The organism is Rhodobacterales bacterium HKCCA1288, assembly GCA_015693905.1.
Taxonomy (GTDB): Bacteria; Pseudomonadota; Alphaproteobacteria; order Rhodobacterales; family Rhodobacteraceae; genus M30B80.
This window is the reverse complement of the sequence record CP065161.1, coordinates 324,930-339,835: the sequence shown is the minus strand read 5'-3', so window position 1 is coordinate 339,835 and position 14,906 is coordinate 324,930. Positions and strand designations below refer to the sequence as shown.

Genomic DNA, 14,906 nt, shown 5'->3' with positions numbered 1-14,906 from the left:
AAATGACCCGCTACCCGCCCCTAGACAACGCCCATTGGCCCGCCGAAATCGCGGATATGCAAGCAGGGTTTGCGGGGCGGCTGAATGTCTATCGGGTGATGGCGCATCACCCTGCATTACTACGGGCTTGGGCAGATTTGCGGGATCATGTGGTGGTCAAAACCGCGCTTGGCCCCGAATTGAGCGAGGTGGTGATCCTGCGTGCCGCGCATTGGATGGGCTCGGATTATGAATGGGCGCATCATGTCAGCCGTGCGCGCGCCCTCGGGTTTGAAGATCACCGCATCGCGCGTCTCGCAGGCCCAATTGACGAGATCACAGGTCAGGATCAAACCATCGCCCGCGCAGTCGATGCCCTGATGAGCGCGCGCGCGATCCCCCCCCAGATGCAGGGGCCGCTTGAGGCGGAAATTGGCAAAGAGGGCATTTTTGATTTGATTGCCACAGTGGGCTTTTACAGCACGCTTGGTTTTATCCTCAATTCCTTCCCCCCACCGCTGGATGAGGCGGTCGCGCGCGAGCTGCGCGAAACCCCGTTTGAGGGCGCTTAGGCGCAGTTGACCTTGCCCCCTGCTGCCTTAGCTAGATGCGCAACGCACATCCAAGCGAGGCAAAAACATGCAGGCTACACGGGCAGAGGCAGAGGCGCGTCTCATCGAATTCACCCCCAAAATGGGCAAGGCCTATGCCAATGGCCGCAATTACGATCTGGGACATGGCGCACATAAATCTGTGTCGCGCCTGTCGCCTTATATCCGCCGCCGCCTGATCCGCGAGGCAGAGGTCGTCAAAACCGCGCTTGGCACACATGGCGCGGTTGCCGCTGAAAAATTCATTCAAGAGGTGATTTGGCGCAGCTATTTCAAAGGCTGGCTTGAGATGCGCCCTGCCATATGGCGCAGTTACGTATCAGGTCTTGAGGCCGATATGGGCGCGCTCGACCAAGATCGCCCTTTGTCCCGCGCCTATACCCGCGCCATCGAAGGGCGCACGGGGATAGACTGCTTTGACCATTGGGCGCGCGAATTGGTTGAAACGGGCTATCTGCACAATCACGCGCGGATGTGGTTTGCCTCGATCTGGATATTCACGCTGCGATTGCCATGGCGGCTTGGCGCGGATTTCTTTTATCGTCATCTCTTGGATGGGGATGCAGCGTCTAATACCTTGGGCTGGCGATGGGTTGCGGGCCTACATACACGGGGCAAATTCTACGCGGCCGAGGCGTGGAATATCGCAAAATTCACGCAAAACCGATTTACCCCGCGCGATGTAGATTTGGCCGTGGTGACAGAAGGGCTTGAAGCAACCGAACCTGATGGCCTGCCCCCGACCCTACCGCTGCGCCGCCCCGTTGCGCCACAGACGGGGAAGAAAACCCTTTTGCTGATCACTGATGAAGACTGCGGGATCACAGGCGCCGATATTGCGGGCTTTGATGTTGTTGCCGTGGTGGGGTTGACCCAATCGCATTTGCGCCATGCAAGCCCAAGTGTCGCCGCCTTCGAGGCCGAGGCCATTCGCGATTGCGCAAATCGGCTTGACCTGACCGCTGAAATGGTCGAGGCGCGCGATCCAAAACTCTTGGCGCAAATGGCCACCCGGCTTGGGGCCGTGCAAATCGCCACCCCCTATATCCCGCAAGGGCCGTTATTCGATTGGATGACCGAGGCGCGCAGGCCCCTTGAGGCCGCAAATATCGCCTTCGCCGAATGGTGCGACCCTTGGGATCAAAGGATATGGCCCCATGCCACGGCGGGTTTCTTCAAAGTAAAACAGAAAATCCCCCAGCTGATTGCCGCATTGGATTGAGAGATAAATTCTTAACTGGCATCGCCCGTAGCGCTGAGGCAACATGCGCGAAATTGTAATCTGGCGGGAGGGTAAAATGACAGCGCAAGGGCAGGATAATAATCAAATTTGGGTCAGTGCCGAGGCAATAACAAATTTCAGCCACGCCATATTGCGCGCTGCGGGCGCAGATGAGGCCACAGCCACAACCACTACAGATGCCATGATGCATGCCAGCCTGCATGGCGTAGACAGCCACGGCTTCCGCCTTTTGCCGCATTATCAGGCGGTGATGCGCGGCGGGCGTGTTAACCCGCGCCCCAATCTCAAATTCACCAAAACCCGTGCAGGCACGGGCATGTTGGACGCGGATGATGCGCATGGTGCGCGCGCACTTTATGCTGCAGCAGATCATGCCGCCGATTTGGCCCGTGAGGCGGGCATTGGTGCGGTTGGGGTGATGAACAGCTCGCATTACGGCGCTGCGGGGGCCTACACCATGGCCTTGGCCAAGCGCGGGATGGGTGGGATGGTCTTTGGCAATTCAGACAGTCTTGTGCGCCTGCATGACGGGGCCGAACGGTTTCACGGCACCAATCCGATCTCCATCGCCTTTCCCACCGCAGGAAACCCTTGGCTTTTGGATATGGCGACCAGTTCTGTGCCCTATAACCGCGTGCAACTTTATGCCTCCCTTGGCGTGACCTTGCCCGAAGATGTCGCATCTGACGCCGCAGGTGTGAACACAACCGACCCTAATAAAGCTGAAATGTTGGCCCCGCTCGGGGGCGAATTCGGGTTTAAGGGGGCCGCATTGGGGGGCGTTGCAGAAATCTTTTCGGCGGTTTTCACGGGCATGAAAATCTCGCCCGATCTCGATGCGATGGTGGGCGGTGACATGACCCGTCCGCGGGGCGTGGGGGGATTTGTGATTGCGATTGACCCAGAGGCCTTTTTAACAGGCCCGATGTTCATTGCGGGCATGGAGCATTACCTGACCAAGCTGCGCACCAGCACGCCACGCACAGGCGCGCGCGTCATGGCGCCTGGGGATCGCGAATGGGATGTGGCAGCCTTACGCGCTCAAAAGGGTATCCCTCTTGACCCTGTTACCCAAGCAAGCTTTGCCGAACTGACCAAGACAACAGGATTGTCGCTGTGACGGGGCGCTTTGATATCGCGGTGGTTGGTCGTGGCCTGATGGGCACAGCCGCTGCGCGGTATCTGGCGCAAATGGGTCATCGCGTGGCCCTAATCGGCCCCTCCGAGCCGCAGAACCGTGCAACCCATGATGGCCCCTTTGGCAGCCACCATGACGCAGGCAGGATCACGCGCGGCCTTGCTGAAAAGGCGGACTGGTCCCGCCTCGCCTTACGTTCAATGGCGCGATACCGTGAACTTGAGGCGGTATTAGGGCAAAGGTTCTACACCCCATGCGGGGTGATGATGGCAGGGCCAATCGCAGGGCCCGCTGCGGATTTTACGCGCGCCTTTCTGCAGGCGGCTGAGGCCTTGGCCATTCCCCATGAGCGGCTTGATGATGCAGGGCTTGCCGCGCGCTTTCCCTTTATGCGGTTTCCCGCAGGAACAGCCGCCGCATGGGAGGCCGCAGGCGGTTGGATCAACCCCCGCTTATTGCGCGCCGCAGAGGAACGCGCGATGGAACAGGCAGGGGGCGTGGTGATTGACGCCGCCGCCGTGGCGCAGGATCAGAGCACAGTCACCCTTACAACCGGCGAAACAGTGGATGCGGGGCATGTCGTCATCGCCACGGGGGGCTATGCGCGCACCGACAGGCTTTTGCCCGCCCGCCCCGATATGAACGTGATGGCACGCACCGTGCTTTTGGCCGAAATCGCGCCGGATGACGTGGCGCGCTTGGCCGAGATGCCCACGCTGATTTCCATGCCCGAAGATGGGCGCATGGATGAAGACCTGTATCTGCTGCCACCGATCCAATATCCCGATGGGAAATATTATCTGAAAATCGGGGGCGAACCTGCCTCGCCAAGCCTGACCAATCAGGCCGAGATGACCGCATGGTTCCGCTCTCAGGGCAGCGCAGAGGCCGCCGCGCGTTTGCAAGGCTATTTGACGGCAATTTTGCCCGATCTGCCAGTGCAATCCTATCACACCGATACATGCGTCATCAGTTTCACCGCCACAGGATACCCCTATATCGAGCGGCTTGATGATCACCTGACCATTCTGACAGGCGGCAATGGGGCCGCCGCGAAAAGCTGTGATGAAATCGGTCGCCTGGGGGCTTTGGCGGCCACAGGCCAACCCCTCGCCCCTGAGGGGTATGATACCGATTTCAAAACCAAATTTATCTGATTGTAACGAAAGAAAGGTTGCCGCGTCATGAGCCTATCCATCACCCTAAACTGGCAGCGCCAAGAGGCCACGCTGACCCCGCAGAAGTACAGCAACGCCCATGAGATCACCTATACTGATGACACCAAGGTCATGGGGGATGCCGCGCCCGATTGGGGCGGGAATGCCGCCTATACCAATCCAGAACAGGCCTTGGCCGCTGCGATGTCGAGTTGCCATATGATGACCTTTCTGGCCCTTGCCGCGAAGGCAGGTTGGCCTGTGGCAAGCTATAGCGACCATGCCGTGGCCCATTTGGGCAAAAGCCCCAAAGGCCGCATGGCCGTGACCCGTATTGATCTGCACCCCAAAGTGACCTTTGATACCGGCTTTTCGGTGGATCAGGAAACGCTTGACGAGATGCAGCACCGCGCCCATCGTTATTGCTTTGTTGCAAATTCCATCGCCGACTATGTTGAGGTGACGATCAGCTAAGCCCCTAATCTGGGAGAGGATGCCATGACCATAGCTAGCCAAACCAATATCCTAGACAGCGCGCTTGATGCGCGGGGGATTTTACGTCTGACCCTGAATGACGAAAAACGCCGCAATGCGCTGTCCGAGGCGATGCTGAACCACCTTCTTGAGGCGATCCATGCGGCAAGCGATGATCCTGAGGTGCGGGTGGTCATTCTTGCCTCTCGTGGCCCCGCTTTTTGTGCGGGTCATGATCTGAAGGAATTGACTGCCGCCCGCGCTGAGGGCGATGGGGGGCGCGCCTATTTCACCAAGATCATGGCGCTTTGCGCATCCGTAATGCAGGCGATTGTGGCCTGCCCCAAGCCCGTGATTGCCGAGGTGCGGGGCGTGGCCACGGCAGCGGGGTGCCAATTGGTTGCGACCTGTGATTTGGCGGTGGCCGAAGACGGCGCGCGCTTTGGCACACCAGGGGTGCATATTGGGCTATTTTGCTCGACCCCCATGGTCGCTTTGTCGCGCAATGTCAGCCATAAACACGCGATGGAGATGCTGTTGACGGGCGATATGATCGCGGCCCCGCGTGCGGTTGAGATGGGATTGGTGAATAAGGCTGTCCCTGAGGCAGAACTCAGCGCCACAACCGAAGAGATGGCCGCCAAAATCGCCGCAAAATCCACAATGACCCTCGCCACTGGAAAATCGGCCTTCTATCGCCAAGCCGAAATGGGGCTGGCCGAGGCCTATAATTATGCCGCGCAGGTTATGGTGGATAATATGCTGACCCATGATGCCGAAGAAGGGATCGGGGCCTTTATCGAAAAACGTCATCCACAATGGCAGGACAAATGAGCCAGATTTATCACGATGACCCAAGCCTTGCGCGGCGCGCGGCCAATCATCAACCCCTCAGCCCGCTGAGTTTTCTTGAGCGCGCTGCAGGCACTTACCCAGATCATGTGGCTATCATTCATGGCCCCTTGCGCCGCAGTTACCGCGATTTCTATGCGCGCGCGCGGCAATTGGCGTCTCGCCTGACACAAGACGGGGTGCGCAGGGGCGATAATGTCTCTGTGATCCTTGCCAATACACCCGCCATGTTGGAATGCCATTACGGCGTGCCAATGTGCGGCGCTGTTCTGCATTCTATTAACACGCGGCTAGATGCGGCCATCATCGCCTTTCAGATTGACCATGCCGAAAGCAAAATCCTGATCGTAGATGCGGAATTCATGCCACTGGCCCAAGAGGCGCTGCAACTGGCGAAATCCAAGCCGCAGTTGGTGCAATATGATGACCCCGAATATGACGGCCCGCGCAGCGATGTAACAGCCGAAGATTACGAGGCCTATCTGGCCAAAGGCGATCCTGACTATCAATGGGCCCTGCCCGATGATGAATGGGATGCGATTGCGCTTAATTACACCTCCGGCACCACGGGCGATCCCAAAGGTGTGGTTTATCACCATCGTGGGGCTTATTTGCTGGCACAGGGCAATGCGCTGATCACTTCGATGCAGAAACACGCGGTCTATCTGTGGACCTTGCCGATGTTTCACTGCAACGGCTGGTGCTTCCCTTGGACAATTTCCGCCATCATTGGCACCCATGTCTGCCTGCGCCAAGTGCGCAGCGCGCCGATTTGGCGCGCCTTGACCGAGGATGGCGTAACCCATCTATGCGGCGCGCCAATTGTGATGTCGGTGATCTTGGATGCGCCCGAGCGAGAGAAACTGCCATCACAGGTGAATTTCTTTACTGCCGCAGCCCCGCCACCAGAGCGGGTCTTGGCCGATATGCAACAGGCGGGGTTTGATGTGACCCATCTTTATGGCCTAACCGAAACCTATGGCCCCGCCGTGGTCAATGAATGGCATCAGGAATGGTCAGATTTGCCCCCGCCCGAACAAGCGCGGCTTAAATCGCGTCAGGGCGTGAAATACACGCCGCTAGAACAGTTGGATGTGCTTGATCCCGATACATTGCAGCCCGTCCCGCGCGATGGGGAAACTTTGGGCGAGGTCATGTTCCGCGGCAATGTCGTGATGAAAGGATATTTCCGCAACCCAAGCGCCACCGAAAAAACCTTTGCGGGCGGTTGGTTCCATTCGGGCGATTTGGCGGTGATCCACCCAGATGGGTATATTCAGCTGAAAGACCGCTCAAAGGATATCATCATCTCGGGCGGCGAGAATATTTCCTCCATCGAGGTGGAGGAGGTGCTTTACGGACACCCAGCCGTGGCTGTCGTGGCCGTGGTGGCCAAGCCAGACGAGAAATGGGGCGAGACGCCTTGTGCCTTTATCGAATTGAAATCAGGGGAACGCGCAAGCGCCGATGATCTGCGCGAATGGTGCCGCGACCGCCTTGCCCATTATAAATGCCCGCGTGATTTTATTTTCACAGAGATCCCGCGCACAAGCACGGGTAAAATCCAGAAATTCCAACTGCGCGACATGGCAAAGGCAGGGGCAAGCTAACAGGCTTATCCCCTGCGCCCCCCCGCACGCCGCGCGCGCAAAAGCTCCATAAGCTTTAGATCGCGCGCGCGATGCGCCTCTGGCAGGCTGTCTTGCGGGTGCAGATCATCCAAATAGGACGTCAGTCCTTGGTCTAAGGCAGCCGACCAATCGCTGATCTTTGTGTCGCCCTCAAACATGGTCTGATACATGCCCGCAAAGCGCGTGACATAATCCGACACGCCCCCCGGTGCATTCAGGTGGATTGTTTCAAACGGCCCCATAAACGACCATCGCATCCCCAAACCATCGCAAATGGCGCGGTCAATATCCTCGGGCGCAGCCACATCATTTTGCAGCAGCTTAAACGCCTCAATCAGCAGCGCACCTTGCAATCGGTTAACCACAAACCCGTCAATCTCGCGCTTCAATGTAATGGGAATTTGCCCTGTCTGTGCAATCAAATCGCGCACTTTTTGGGTAACCTCAGCTGCGGTAAAAGGGGCAGGCACAATCTCAACGGCGGGCACCAGATGGGGGGGATTGATCGGATGCACGACCAAGCAGCGCGCGCGCCCCGCGACATCAGCCGCATAGGACGAGGCAGGAATGCCCGAGGTTGAACTGCCAATCGGCACATCGGGCGGCAGAATTGCATCCATTTCGGCAGTCAGGGTCGCCTTTACATCGCGTTTTTCTGGGCCACTTTCTTGGACATATATCACCCCCTCAAGCGCCGCGGCCAAGCTCGCAGCCACGCTGATCTGACTGCGATACTCTTGTGCGGCAATCAGGCCGTGATCGGCTAAATCCTGCAACCGCGCCAAAACCTTTGGCGCCGCGCCATCGGCAACACCCGCGATAGGATCATAAAGCACAACATCATGGCCCGCTGCCACAAACACAGCCCCCCATGCCTGACCAATCAGCCCTGCCCCCACAATCGCAATCTTGCCCATATCTCGCGCCCTCCACCATCATATCTGCCGATATGCTATAGGATCGGCGGGGCGGCATTCCAGATGAAAAAGAAAACTGGCGCACCCGAGAGGATTCGAACCTCTGGCCTCTGCCTTCGGAGGGCAGCGCTCTATCCAGCTGAGCTACGGGTGCCTGAGCCCGCTTTTAGCGGCGCGGGCGCGGTTTCGCAATCATCAATCCGTGCGCGCTTAGGCGAAAAGATCGTGGCACAGTTCCAAGGCTTCGACCAAGGCATCCACCTCGGCACGGGTGTTATACATCGCAAAGGACGCGCGGCAGGTGGCCGTCACACCCATATGTTCCATCAAAGGCTGTGCACAATGATGGCCCGCGCGCACGGCCACACCTTTTTTATCAAGGACAGTGGAAATATCATGGGCATGCGCCGCCCCATCTATCGTGAAGGAAAAAATCGCGCCTTTATGCGCAGAATTCCCCTGAACATTCAGCCAATTCAGCCCCGCAAGGCGGGTGCGTGCATATTGGGTTAGATCGGCTTCATGGGCGGCAATTGCCTCCATCCCCACGGCGCTCATGTAATCAAGGGCAACGCCAAGACCGATTTGCTGCACGATGCCCGGTGTCCCCGCCTCGAATTTCATTGGGGGGTCATTCCATGTGATCTCATCACGATGCACTTCGCGGATCATGTCCCCCCCGCCCAAGAAGGGCTGCATCTCAGCCATGCGCGCCGATTTGATATAGATCGCACCTGATCCTGACGGGCCATAGAGTTTGTGCCCTGTGATTGCGTAAAAATCCGCGCCAAGCGCATCAAGGTTCAGCGGCATGTGCACAGCCGCCTGCGACCCATCCACCAACACGGGGATATCGCGGGCATGGGCGGCATCAATCACCGTTTTGACGTCAAATACAGTGCCAAGCACATTTGACATATGCGACATCGCAATCAGCCGCGTGCGCGGGGTGATCGCATCAATCATCGCTTGCGGGTCCAAATCCCCGTTCATATCTGTCTCGACCCAGACCAATTTCACGCCAAGACGTTCCCGCAGAAAATGCCACGGCACGATATTGGCGTGATGTTCGGCAATGGTGAGGATGATCTCATCCCCCGCCTGCAGGCGCGGCGCGGCCCAACCGTAGGAAACCAGATTGATGCCTTCCGTTGCCCCTGAGGTAAAGACAATCTCGCGCTCGTCCGCCACGCCGAGGAAGCGCGCAATCTTGCCGCGCACCCCCTCATAGGCCTCGGTCGCAACCATAGAGAGATGATGCAGACCACGATGCACATTGGCGTATTCCGCCTCATAGGCATGGGTCATCGCATCAATCACCGCGCGCGGCTTTTGCGCACTCGCCCCATTGTCGAGATAGACCAATGGCTTTCCGTTCACCTCACGTGAGAGGATCGGAAAATCAGCGCGGATTTTATCTACATCAAACATGGAAACCCTTTACGGCATCATTGGGACAAGACCGAAACTTGTCACGACTAGCGAAAGAAGAAAGGCAAAGGCGATGAGAAACATGATAATCGCCCAAAAGGTTTTCCAAACGGACGAAAACCCATGCAAAACAGTGACAAACTGCGCCATGAGCCAAAAGAATAGTGGGATAGAGGCAAGGCTGACAATATCGGCAAGAACCGACAAACCAATGGCAATGGCTACGATTTGAAAGGCCTGCACGACCAGAAACACGGCCTGCAACCAGACCATCAACGCAAGCGCACCGTCAAAATCGCCCTTGCCCCCAAAGCGCGCACCAATCACCGCGATGCCAAGGGACACCAAAACAAGGAAAACCGCCTGAACAATCCCCATCACGACAGGCATCGGCACGCCTGCGCCCGCCTCTGGCATCGGCACCATCAACAAGACCGCACTTGCCAACAGGGTTGATAGGGTAATGACCAAGGCCAAGCCCAACCACAAAACATTGCGCGGCAAATTGAGGGTCAAAACCGCCTGCGCCGCCTCTTGCGGGGCGCGGATCGTGTCACGCGTATGACGCCACAGACCCGATAGGGTGAGAATCTCTGACAGGTTCACGCGCCTAAACCCCTTCTGTTACGGCCTCTGGTGCGCGCTCTGCCTCAATCAGGCACGCCAGCCAAATCACCAAAAAGCCAAGCAATGTCACCAAACCCGTGGCATCGGATGCAGGCCCCTGCCCGATGAACCCTGCCACAAGCCCGTTCAGCAAAAATAGCGGTGCCGTCACCAAAAGCGACCAAAACAGCGCCAACCGCGCAGAATAAAACGTGCCGCGCCCGCGAAACAATTTCGCCACCAAATGCGAAATCCCTGCAAAGACATAGAGCATCAAAGGCATCACCATCATCATTGAGAAAAATGTGATGGCCAGGCGCGCCTGCAGTGGCACCGATGGATCCAAAAACGCCTCACGGCTCAGTTTGGGCCATTGCCCCACAAACATCAGGAAACACGCGATCATGACAAAGGCAATCGCCCGATCCTCGCGGCGGCCATGGTTCAGCATAGACCGCAGCACCTGTCGCGGGCGACGCCAAGAGGCGACAATATCGCGGCTGACTGACATTGCAGACCCTACCCTTTAGCCGCGCCGCCGTGCCAACCACAGCTCTAGCTGGGCCAATATATCTGCGCGCAGCGTCTCATCTTCGATCTCATCAATCGCCTCGGCCAAAAAGGCCAGAACCAAAAGATCGGTGGCTGTTGAGTGATCCACCCCGCGCGAGCGCAGATAGAACAACGCCTCTTCATCAATCGCGCCAGTGGTCGAGCCGTGGCTGCATTTCACATCATCGGCGTAAATCTCAAGCTCGGGCTTGGCCAAGAACGTGCTGTCATCATCCAAAAGCAGGGCTTGGCTGATTTGATAGCCATCGGTCTTTTGCGCACCAGGCGTCACAAGGATTTTCCCCTGAAACACGCCAGAGGCCCCGTTACGCAACACCTTTTTAAACACCTGACGGCTTTCGCAATCCTCACCGCGATGGGTCACAAAGACCGTGTCGTCATGATGGAATTCGGCCCGCTTGCCATCGCCAAGTGCTGCACCCGCCACATGGGCAACTGCATTATCCCCAACGATATCAATCACATGCTCGTTGCGGGTCAGAACGCCGTTGCAGGTGAGGGTAAAGCTTTTGTAATGCGCCGCCTCGGCCACGCGCACAAAGCTATGGGTCACGGCGCGGCGGGCGTGATCGCGCCCCTGTGCGCGGATGTGATGAAAGCGTGCGGTCGGGGCCAGATCAACCTCAGTGCATTTATTGAACCGCGCCGCCGCAGGGCCCTGTTCAAGCAAGGTCATCTCTGCGCCTTCCTCAACGCGGATCACATGGTGCAACACGGCATCGGAGGTTTCAGACTGATGCAGATAGATCAGGCTGACGGGTTTGGACACCCGCCCTGTGGCACGGATCACAATGCCATCCGTGGCAAAGGCCGTGTTCAGCGCAGCCAAGGGGCGCGCGACAGGGTCTTGGCCATGGGTTTCAAGATGACCATAAAGATCCATCGCCCAGTGAATGTCGGTTTTCAAAACATCCGACAGTCGCGAGATTTCCAGCCCCTCAAGGCTGAGATCATCTGATTGAGCCGCGTCAAACACACCATCCACAAAGACAATCTTGAGGCGATCAATGTCTTCAAAGACACGCCGATCTTGGCCCGGATCAAACAGCGCCGCTTCGGGTGTATCGGCCACGGTCAACTCGGCGGGGTTTGTGTATTTCCAATATTCATCCCGCGCGGTGGGCAAACCCATGGCGCGCAGCCGTGTGAGGGCAGTATGGCGCGCCTCATTGGCCCAATTGGCCCCGTGCGGCAACTCAAGCGCCGCAATCCGCGCCTCGGTCAAATCAATGCGTGCCTGCGCCAAAGCCATTACGCAACCTCCGCCAACAGATCCGCGTAGCCGTTTTTCTCAACTTCCAAGGCCAATTCTGGCCCGCCCGTTTTGATGATACGGCCATCCGACATGATATGCACAACATCAGGTTTGATATGGTCAAGCAGGCGCTGATAATGGGTGATCACAAGGAACCCACGCCCCGCATCCCGCAACGCGTTGACACCATCGGAGACCAGTTTCATCGCATCCACATCAAGGCCACTATCGGTTTCGTCCAAGATGCACATCTTGGGTTCCAACATCGCCATTTGCAGAATTTCATTGCGCTTTTTCTCACCGCCCGAGAAGCCCACATTGACGGGACGCTTGAGCATTTCTGCGTCAATCTTGAGGGTCTTGGCCTTTTCGCGCACCAGTTTCAGAAACTCTGCCGCACTTACCTCATCCTCGCCGCGCAGCTTACGCTGGGCGTTCAGCGCCGTGCGCAAGAAGGTCATATTGCCAACACCGGGGATCTCAACGGGATATTGGAATGCCAAAAACAGGCCTGCGGCGGCGCGCTCTTCGGGTTCCATTTCAAGGATGTCTTCGCCGAGCAAAGTGGCAGAGCCATCCGTGACGCTATACCCATCGCGCCCCGACAGCACATAGGACAAGGTCGATTTGCCCGAGCCATTTGGCCCCATGATCGCATGAACCTTGCCCGCCTCTACGGTCAGATCGACACCTTTGAGGATTTGCTTTCCTTCTTCCTCAAGTTCGACATGTAAGTTCTTGATCTCAAGCATTATCTTCTCCTTCAAGGGCGTAGGCCCTTTACCTTATTCCACCGTGACAGCCGTGCCTGAGGCACTGACCATCAGCATATTGTTGATAACTTCGTAATCTAGATCGACACCGACCACCGCATTCGCGCCCTGCTCGCGCGCGCGATCTTGCATTTCGGCCAGCGCGGTTTCGCGCGCACGGGCCATCTCGCCCTCATAGGCCCCAGAGCGCCCGCCGATAATATCAGTGATGCTTGCGAAAATATCGCGAAACACATTTGCGCCCAAAATCGCCTCACCCACCACGATACCACGATAGTCCGTGATTTTTCGACCTTCGATAGATTGTGTTGTTGTAACGATCATCCGCCTTACCCCATAACGCCGCGCAGCACGGCCATTGCAACCCAAGCCGCCATGCCCACCAGAACTGAGGTCAAAAAGATCGATCTGCGCACCAATCCACCGCGCTTGCCTTGGCGCGCCCGCACAGACAGGCCAATCAGCGCCCCAAGAAAGGTGCCAACGCCGATCCCCGCGGTTTGATGCAACAGCTCTGGCAACATGGGCTTATTTCCGCATGATCATTTTTGCCGATACATGGCTGATAATGGTGGCCGCCACGGCGGCGAAGGCCGCGAGGCCTGGCCCACCTGGATGCCAGATAGAATAGGTCAAGGCCATCATCACAACCACACCAATAGCAACCAACAGCGCATAACGCGGGCGTGGTTCCCCTGCGGTGAGCCAATATTTCCAGTTCATCAGCCGACACTCCCCTCAAGACTGATTGCAACCAATTGCTGCGCTTCCATGGCAAATTCCATTGGCAGCGCCTGCAACACCTCGCGGCAGAAGCCGTTGACCACCAAGGCCACCGCCTCTTCCTCATCCATCCCGCGGGAGCGGCAATAGAACAGCTGATCATCATCCACTTTCGAAGTGGTGGCCTCATGCTCAACCCGCGAAGAGTTATTCTTGACCTCAATATATGGCACAGTATGCGCGCCGCATTTATCACCAATCAGCAAACTGTCGCATTGGGTGTAATTGCGGCTGTTTTTCGCCTTTGGATGCATCGAAACCTGACCGCGATAGGTATTTTGCGCGCGCCCTGCGCTGATGCCTTTGGAGACAATCCGCGATTTGGTGTTCTTGCCCAAATGGATCATCTTGGTGCCTGTATCGGCCTGCTGCGCATTATTGGCGATGGCGATGGAGTAGAATTCCCCCTGACTGTCATCACCGCGCAGGATGCAAGACGGGTATTTCCATGTAATGGCCGACCCCGTTTCCACTTGGGTCCACATCACCTTCGAGCGATCCCCACGGCAATCGGCACGCTTGGTTACGAAATTGTAGATCCCGCCCTTGCCGTTTTCATCGCCCGGATACCAGTTTTGCACTGTGGAATATTTGATCTCGGCATCATCATGGGCGACCAATTCCACAACTGCGGCGTGCAATTGGTGGGTGTCGCGCATCGGGGCGGTGCAGCCCTCAAGGTAGGACACATAGGCGTCTTTATCCGCAATGATCAATGTGCGCTCAAATTGGCCCGTATTTTCCGCATTGATGCGGAAATAGGTGGACAATTCCATAGGGCAGCGCACGCCAGGTGGCACATAGACGAAGGAACCATCCGAAAACACGGCAGAGTTCAAAGTGGCGAAGAAATTATCCGAAATCGGCACAACCGAGCCAAGATATTTCTTCACCAGATCTGGGTGCTTTTGAATCGCCTCGGAAATGGAGCAGAAGATGACTCCTGCCTTTTCCAATTCATCCTTGAATGTCGTGCCGACCGAGACACTGTCAAACACCGCATCAACCGCCACTTTGCGCGGTGCGGCCTCGGCGTCTGCGCCTTCAACCCCTGCGAGCAACATCTGCTCCTTCAGGGGGATACCAAGTTTCTCATAGGTCGCCAAAAGCTTTGGGTCGACCTCGTCCAAACTTTTGGGCTTTTCGGTCATGCTTTTGGGTTTGGCGTAGTAATATTGATCTTGGTAATCAATCGCCGTGTAATTCAGCATGGCCCAATCAGGTTCAGCCATCTGCTTCCAGCGTTTGAACGCCTGCAGGCGCCAATCAAGCATCCATTTGGGCTCGTTATTCTTTTCTGAGATGAGGCGCACAATGTCCTCGTTCAGGCCTTTTGGGGCGAACTCCATCTCAATATCGGTTTCCCAACCGTATTTATACGCGCCACCCATCGCCTTGACGGTTTCAACGGTTTCGCGATCGACACCTTCGCGGATATCGCTGTCGAGTGCGGTCATGGGATCAACTCCTGTTTCTTCCTGAT

General features: G+C 57.0%; 17 protein-coding genes and 1 tRNA gene. 7 read left to right on the top strand and 11 right to left on the bottom strand.

Annotated features, from left to right (window positions below; genetic code table 11):
* Positions 1-2: 2 nt before the first annotated feature.
* The 7 genes from I3V23_01700 (at position 3) to I3V23_01670 (ending at position 7,064) form a co-directional block, all read left to right on the top strand.
* The gene (locus tag I3V23_01700) at positions 3-551 is read left to right on the top strand and encodes a carboxymuconolactone decarboxylase family protein (GenBank protein ID QPI85743.1); all 549 of its coding nucleotides are present in this window, start codon (positions 3-5) and stop codon (positions 549-551) included.
* Between the two features lie 121 nt (positions 552-672).
* On the top strand, positions 673-1,812 hold the full coding sequence (locus tag I3V23_01695) for a deoxyribodipyrimidine photolyase (GenBank protein ID QPI86633.1): 1,140 nt from the start codon (positions 673-675) through the stop codon (positions 1,810-1,812).
* Positions 1,813-1,888: 76 nt separating this feature from the next.
* A complete protein-coding gene (locus I3V23_01690) occupies positions 1,889-2,953 on the top strand; it encodes an Ldh family oxidoreductase (protein ID QPI85742.1) in 1,065 nt (354 codons plus the stop codon).
* Entirely contained in the window at positions 2,950-4,128 is a 1,179-nt protein-coding gene (locus I3V23_01685) for an FAD-dependent oxidoreductase (GenBank protein QPI85741.1), read from the top strand. The genes I3V23_01690 and I3V23_01685 overlap by 4 nt, the downstream gene beginning before the upstream one ends.
* A gap of 27 nt (positions 4,129-4,155) precedes the next feature.
* The gene (locus tag I3V23_01680) at positions 4,156-4,602 is read left to right on the top strand and encodes an OsmC family protein (GenBank protein QPI85740.1); all 447 of its coding nucleotides are present in this window, start codon (positions 4,156-4,158) and stop codon (positions 4,600-4,602) included.
* Positions 4,603-4,626: 24 nt separating this feature from the next.
* A complete protein-coding gene (locus I3V23_01675; GenBank protein QPI85739.1) occupies positions 4,627-5,436 on the top strand; it encodes an enoyl-CoA hydratase in 810 nt (269 codons plus the stop codon).
* On the top strand, positions 5,433-7,064 hold the full coding sequence (locus I3V23_01670; GenBank protein QPI85738.1) for an acyl-CoA synthetase: 1,632 nt from the start codon (positions 5,433-5,435) through the stop codon (positions 7,062-7,064). The genes I3V23_01675 and I3V23_01670 overlap by 4 nt, the downstream gene beginning before the upstream one ends.
* Positions 7,065-7,069: 5 nt before the next feature.
* Here I3V23_01670 and I3V23_01665 read toward each other — a convergent pair whose 3' ends face one another.
* The 11 genes from I3V23_01665 to sufB all read right to left on the bottom strand — a co-directional run bounded on the left by I3V23_01665 (position 7,070) and on the right by sufB (position 14,880).
* Positions 7,070-8,002: a 3-hydroxyacyl-CoA dehydrogenase gene (locus I3V23_01665; GenBank protein QPI85737.1), complete on the bottom strand. Its 933-nt coding sequence runs from the start codon at positions 8,000-8,002 to the stop codon at positions 7,070-7,072.
* A 77-nt stretch (positions 8,003-8,079) separates the two neighbouring features.
* Positions 8,080-8,156, bottom strand: a tRNA-Arg gene (locus tag I3V23_01660).
* Positions 8,157-8,212: 56 nt separating this feature from the next.
* Positions 8,213-9,433: a cysteine desulfurase gene (locus I3V23_01655; GenBank protein QPI85736.1), complete on the bottom strand. Its 1,221-nt coding sequence runs from the start codon at positions 9,431-9,433 to the stop codon at positions 8,213-8,215.
* Positions 9,434-9,442: 9 nt separating this feature from the next.
* Positions 9,443-10,039 (bottom strand): YIP1 family protein, encoded by a 597-nt coding sequence (locus I3V23_01650; GenBank protein QPI85735.1) that lies wholly within the window; start codon positions 10,037-10,039, stop codon positions 9,443-9,445.
* A 4-nt stretch (positions 10,040-10,043) separates the two neighbouring features.
* Positions 10,044-10,550, bottom strand: a complete 507-nt coding sequence (locus I3V23_01645; protein ID QPI85734.1) for a YIP1 family protein — start codon at positions 10,548-10,550, stop codon at positions 10,044-10,046.
* A gap of 15 nt (positions 10,551-10,565) precedes the next feature.
* Entirely contained in the window at positions 10,566-11,864 is a 1,299-nt protein-coding gene (gene sufD, locus I3V23_01640) for a Fe-S cluster assembly protein SufD (GenBank protein ID QPI85733.1), read from the bottom strand.
* On the bottom strand, positions 11,864-12,619 hold the full coding sequence (gene sufC / locus I3V23_01635; protein QPI85732.1) for a Fe-S cluster assembly ATPase SufC: 756 nt from the start codon (positions 12,617-12,619) through the stop codon (positions 11,864-11,866). Before sufC ends, sufD begins: the two co-directional genes overlap by 1 nt.
* Before the next feature lie 33 nt (positions 12,620-12,652).
* On the bottom strand, positions 12,653-12,964 hold the full coding sequence (locus I3V23_01630) for a heavy metal-binding domain-containing protein (protein ID QPI85731.1): 312 nt from the start codon (positions 12,962-12,964) through the stop codon (positions 12,653-12,655).
* Positions 12,965-12,969: 5 nt separating this feature from the next.
* Positions 12,970-13,164 carry a hypothetical protein gene (locus I3V23_01625; protein QPI85730.1) on the bottom strand — a complete coding sequence of 65 codons (195 nt, stop codon included), beginning with the start codon at positions 13,162-13,164 and terminating at the stop codon, positions 12,970-12,972.
* Between the two features lie 4 nt (positions 13,165-13,168).
* Positions 13,169-13,363, bottom strand: a complete 195-nt coding sequence (locus I3V23_01620) for a hypothetical protein (protein ID QPI85729.1) — start codon at positions 13,361-13,363, stop codon at positions 13,169-13,171.
* On the bottom strand, positions 13,363-14,880 hold the full coding sequence (gene sufB, locus I3V23_01615; protein ID QPI85728.1) for a Fe-S cluster assembly protein SufB: 1,518 nt from the start codon (positions 14,878-14,880) through the stop codon (positions 13,363-13,365). Before sufB ends, I3V23_01620 begins: the two co-directional genes overlap by 1 nt.
* Between the last annotated feature and the right edge of the window lie 26 nt (positions 14,881-14,906).

Bases quoted from the DNA above. Each gene is read 5' to 3' on its own strand.
- I3V23_01700 (QPI85743.1), top strand. From the start codon at position 3: ATGACCCGCTACCCGCCCCTAGACAACGCCCATTGGCCCGCCGAAATC.
- I3V23_01695 (QPI86633.1), top strand. From the start codon at position 673: ATGGGCAAGGCCTATGCCAATGGCCGCAATTACGATCTGGGACATGGC.
- I3V23_01690 (QPI85742.1), top strand. From the start codon at position 1,889: ATGACAGCGCAAGGGCAGGATAATAATCAAATTTGGGTCAGTGCCGAG.
- I3V23_01680 (QPI85740.1), top strand. From the start codon at position 4,156: ATGAGCCTATCCATCACCCTAAACTGGCAGCGCCAAGAGGCCACGCTG.
- I3V23_01675 (QPI85739.1), top strand. From the start codon at position 4,627: ATGACCATAGCTAGCCAAACCAATATCCTAGACAGCGCGCTTGATGCG.
- I3V23_01670 (QPI85738.1), top strand. From the start codon at position 5,433: ATGAGCCAGATTTATCACGATGACCCAAGCCTTGCGCGGCGCGCGGCC.
- I3V23_01665 (QPI85737.1), bottom strand. From the start codon at position 8,002: ATGGGCAAGATTGCGATTGTGGGGGCAGGGCTGATTGGTCAGGCATGG.
- I3V23_01655 (QPI85736.1), bottom strand. From the start codon at position 9,433: ATGTTTGATGTAGATAAAATCCGCGCTGATTTTCCGATCCTCTCACGT.
- I3V23_01645 (QPI85734.1), bottom strand. From the start codon at position 10,550: ATGTCAGTCAGCCGCGATATTGTCGCCTCTTGGCGTCGCCCGCGACAG.
- sufD (QPI85733.1), bottom strand. From the start codon at position 11,864: ATGGCTTTGGCGCAGGCACGCATTGATTTGACCGAGGCGCGGATTGCG.
- sufC (QPI85732.1), bottom strand. From the start codon at position 12,619: ATGCTTGAGATCAAGAACTTACATGTCGAACTTGAGGAAGAAGGAAAG.
- I3V23_01630 (QPI85731.1), bottom strand. From the start codon at position 12,964: ATGATCGTTACAACAACACAATCTATCGAAGGTCGAAAAATCACGGAC.
- I3V23_01625 (QPI85730.1), bottom strand. From the start codon at position 13,164: ATGTTGCCAGAGCTGTTGCATCAAACCGCGGGGATCGGCGTTGGCACC.
- I3V23_01620 (QPI85729.1), bottom strand. From the start codon at position 13,363: ATGAACTGGAAATATTGGCTCACCGCAGGGGAACCACGCCCGCGTTAT.
- sufB (QPI85728.1), bottom strand. From the start codon at position 14,880: ATGACCGCACTCGACAGCGATATCCGCGAAGGTGTCGATCGCGAAACC.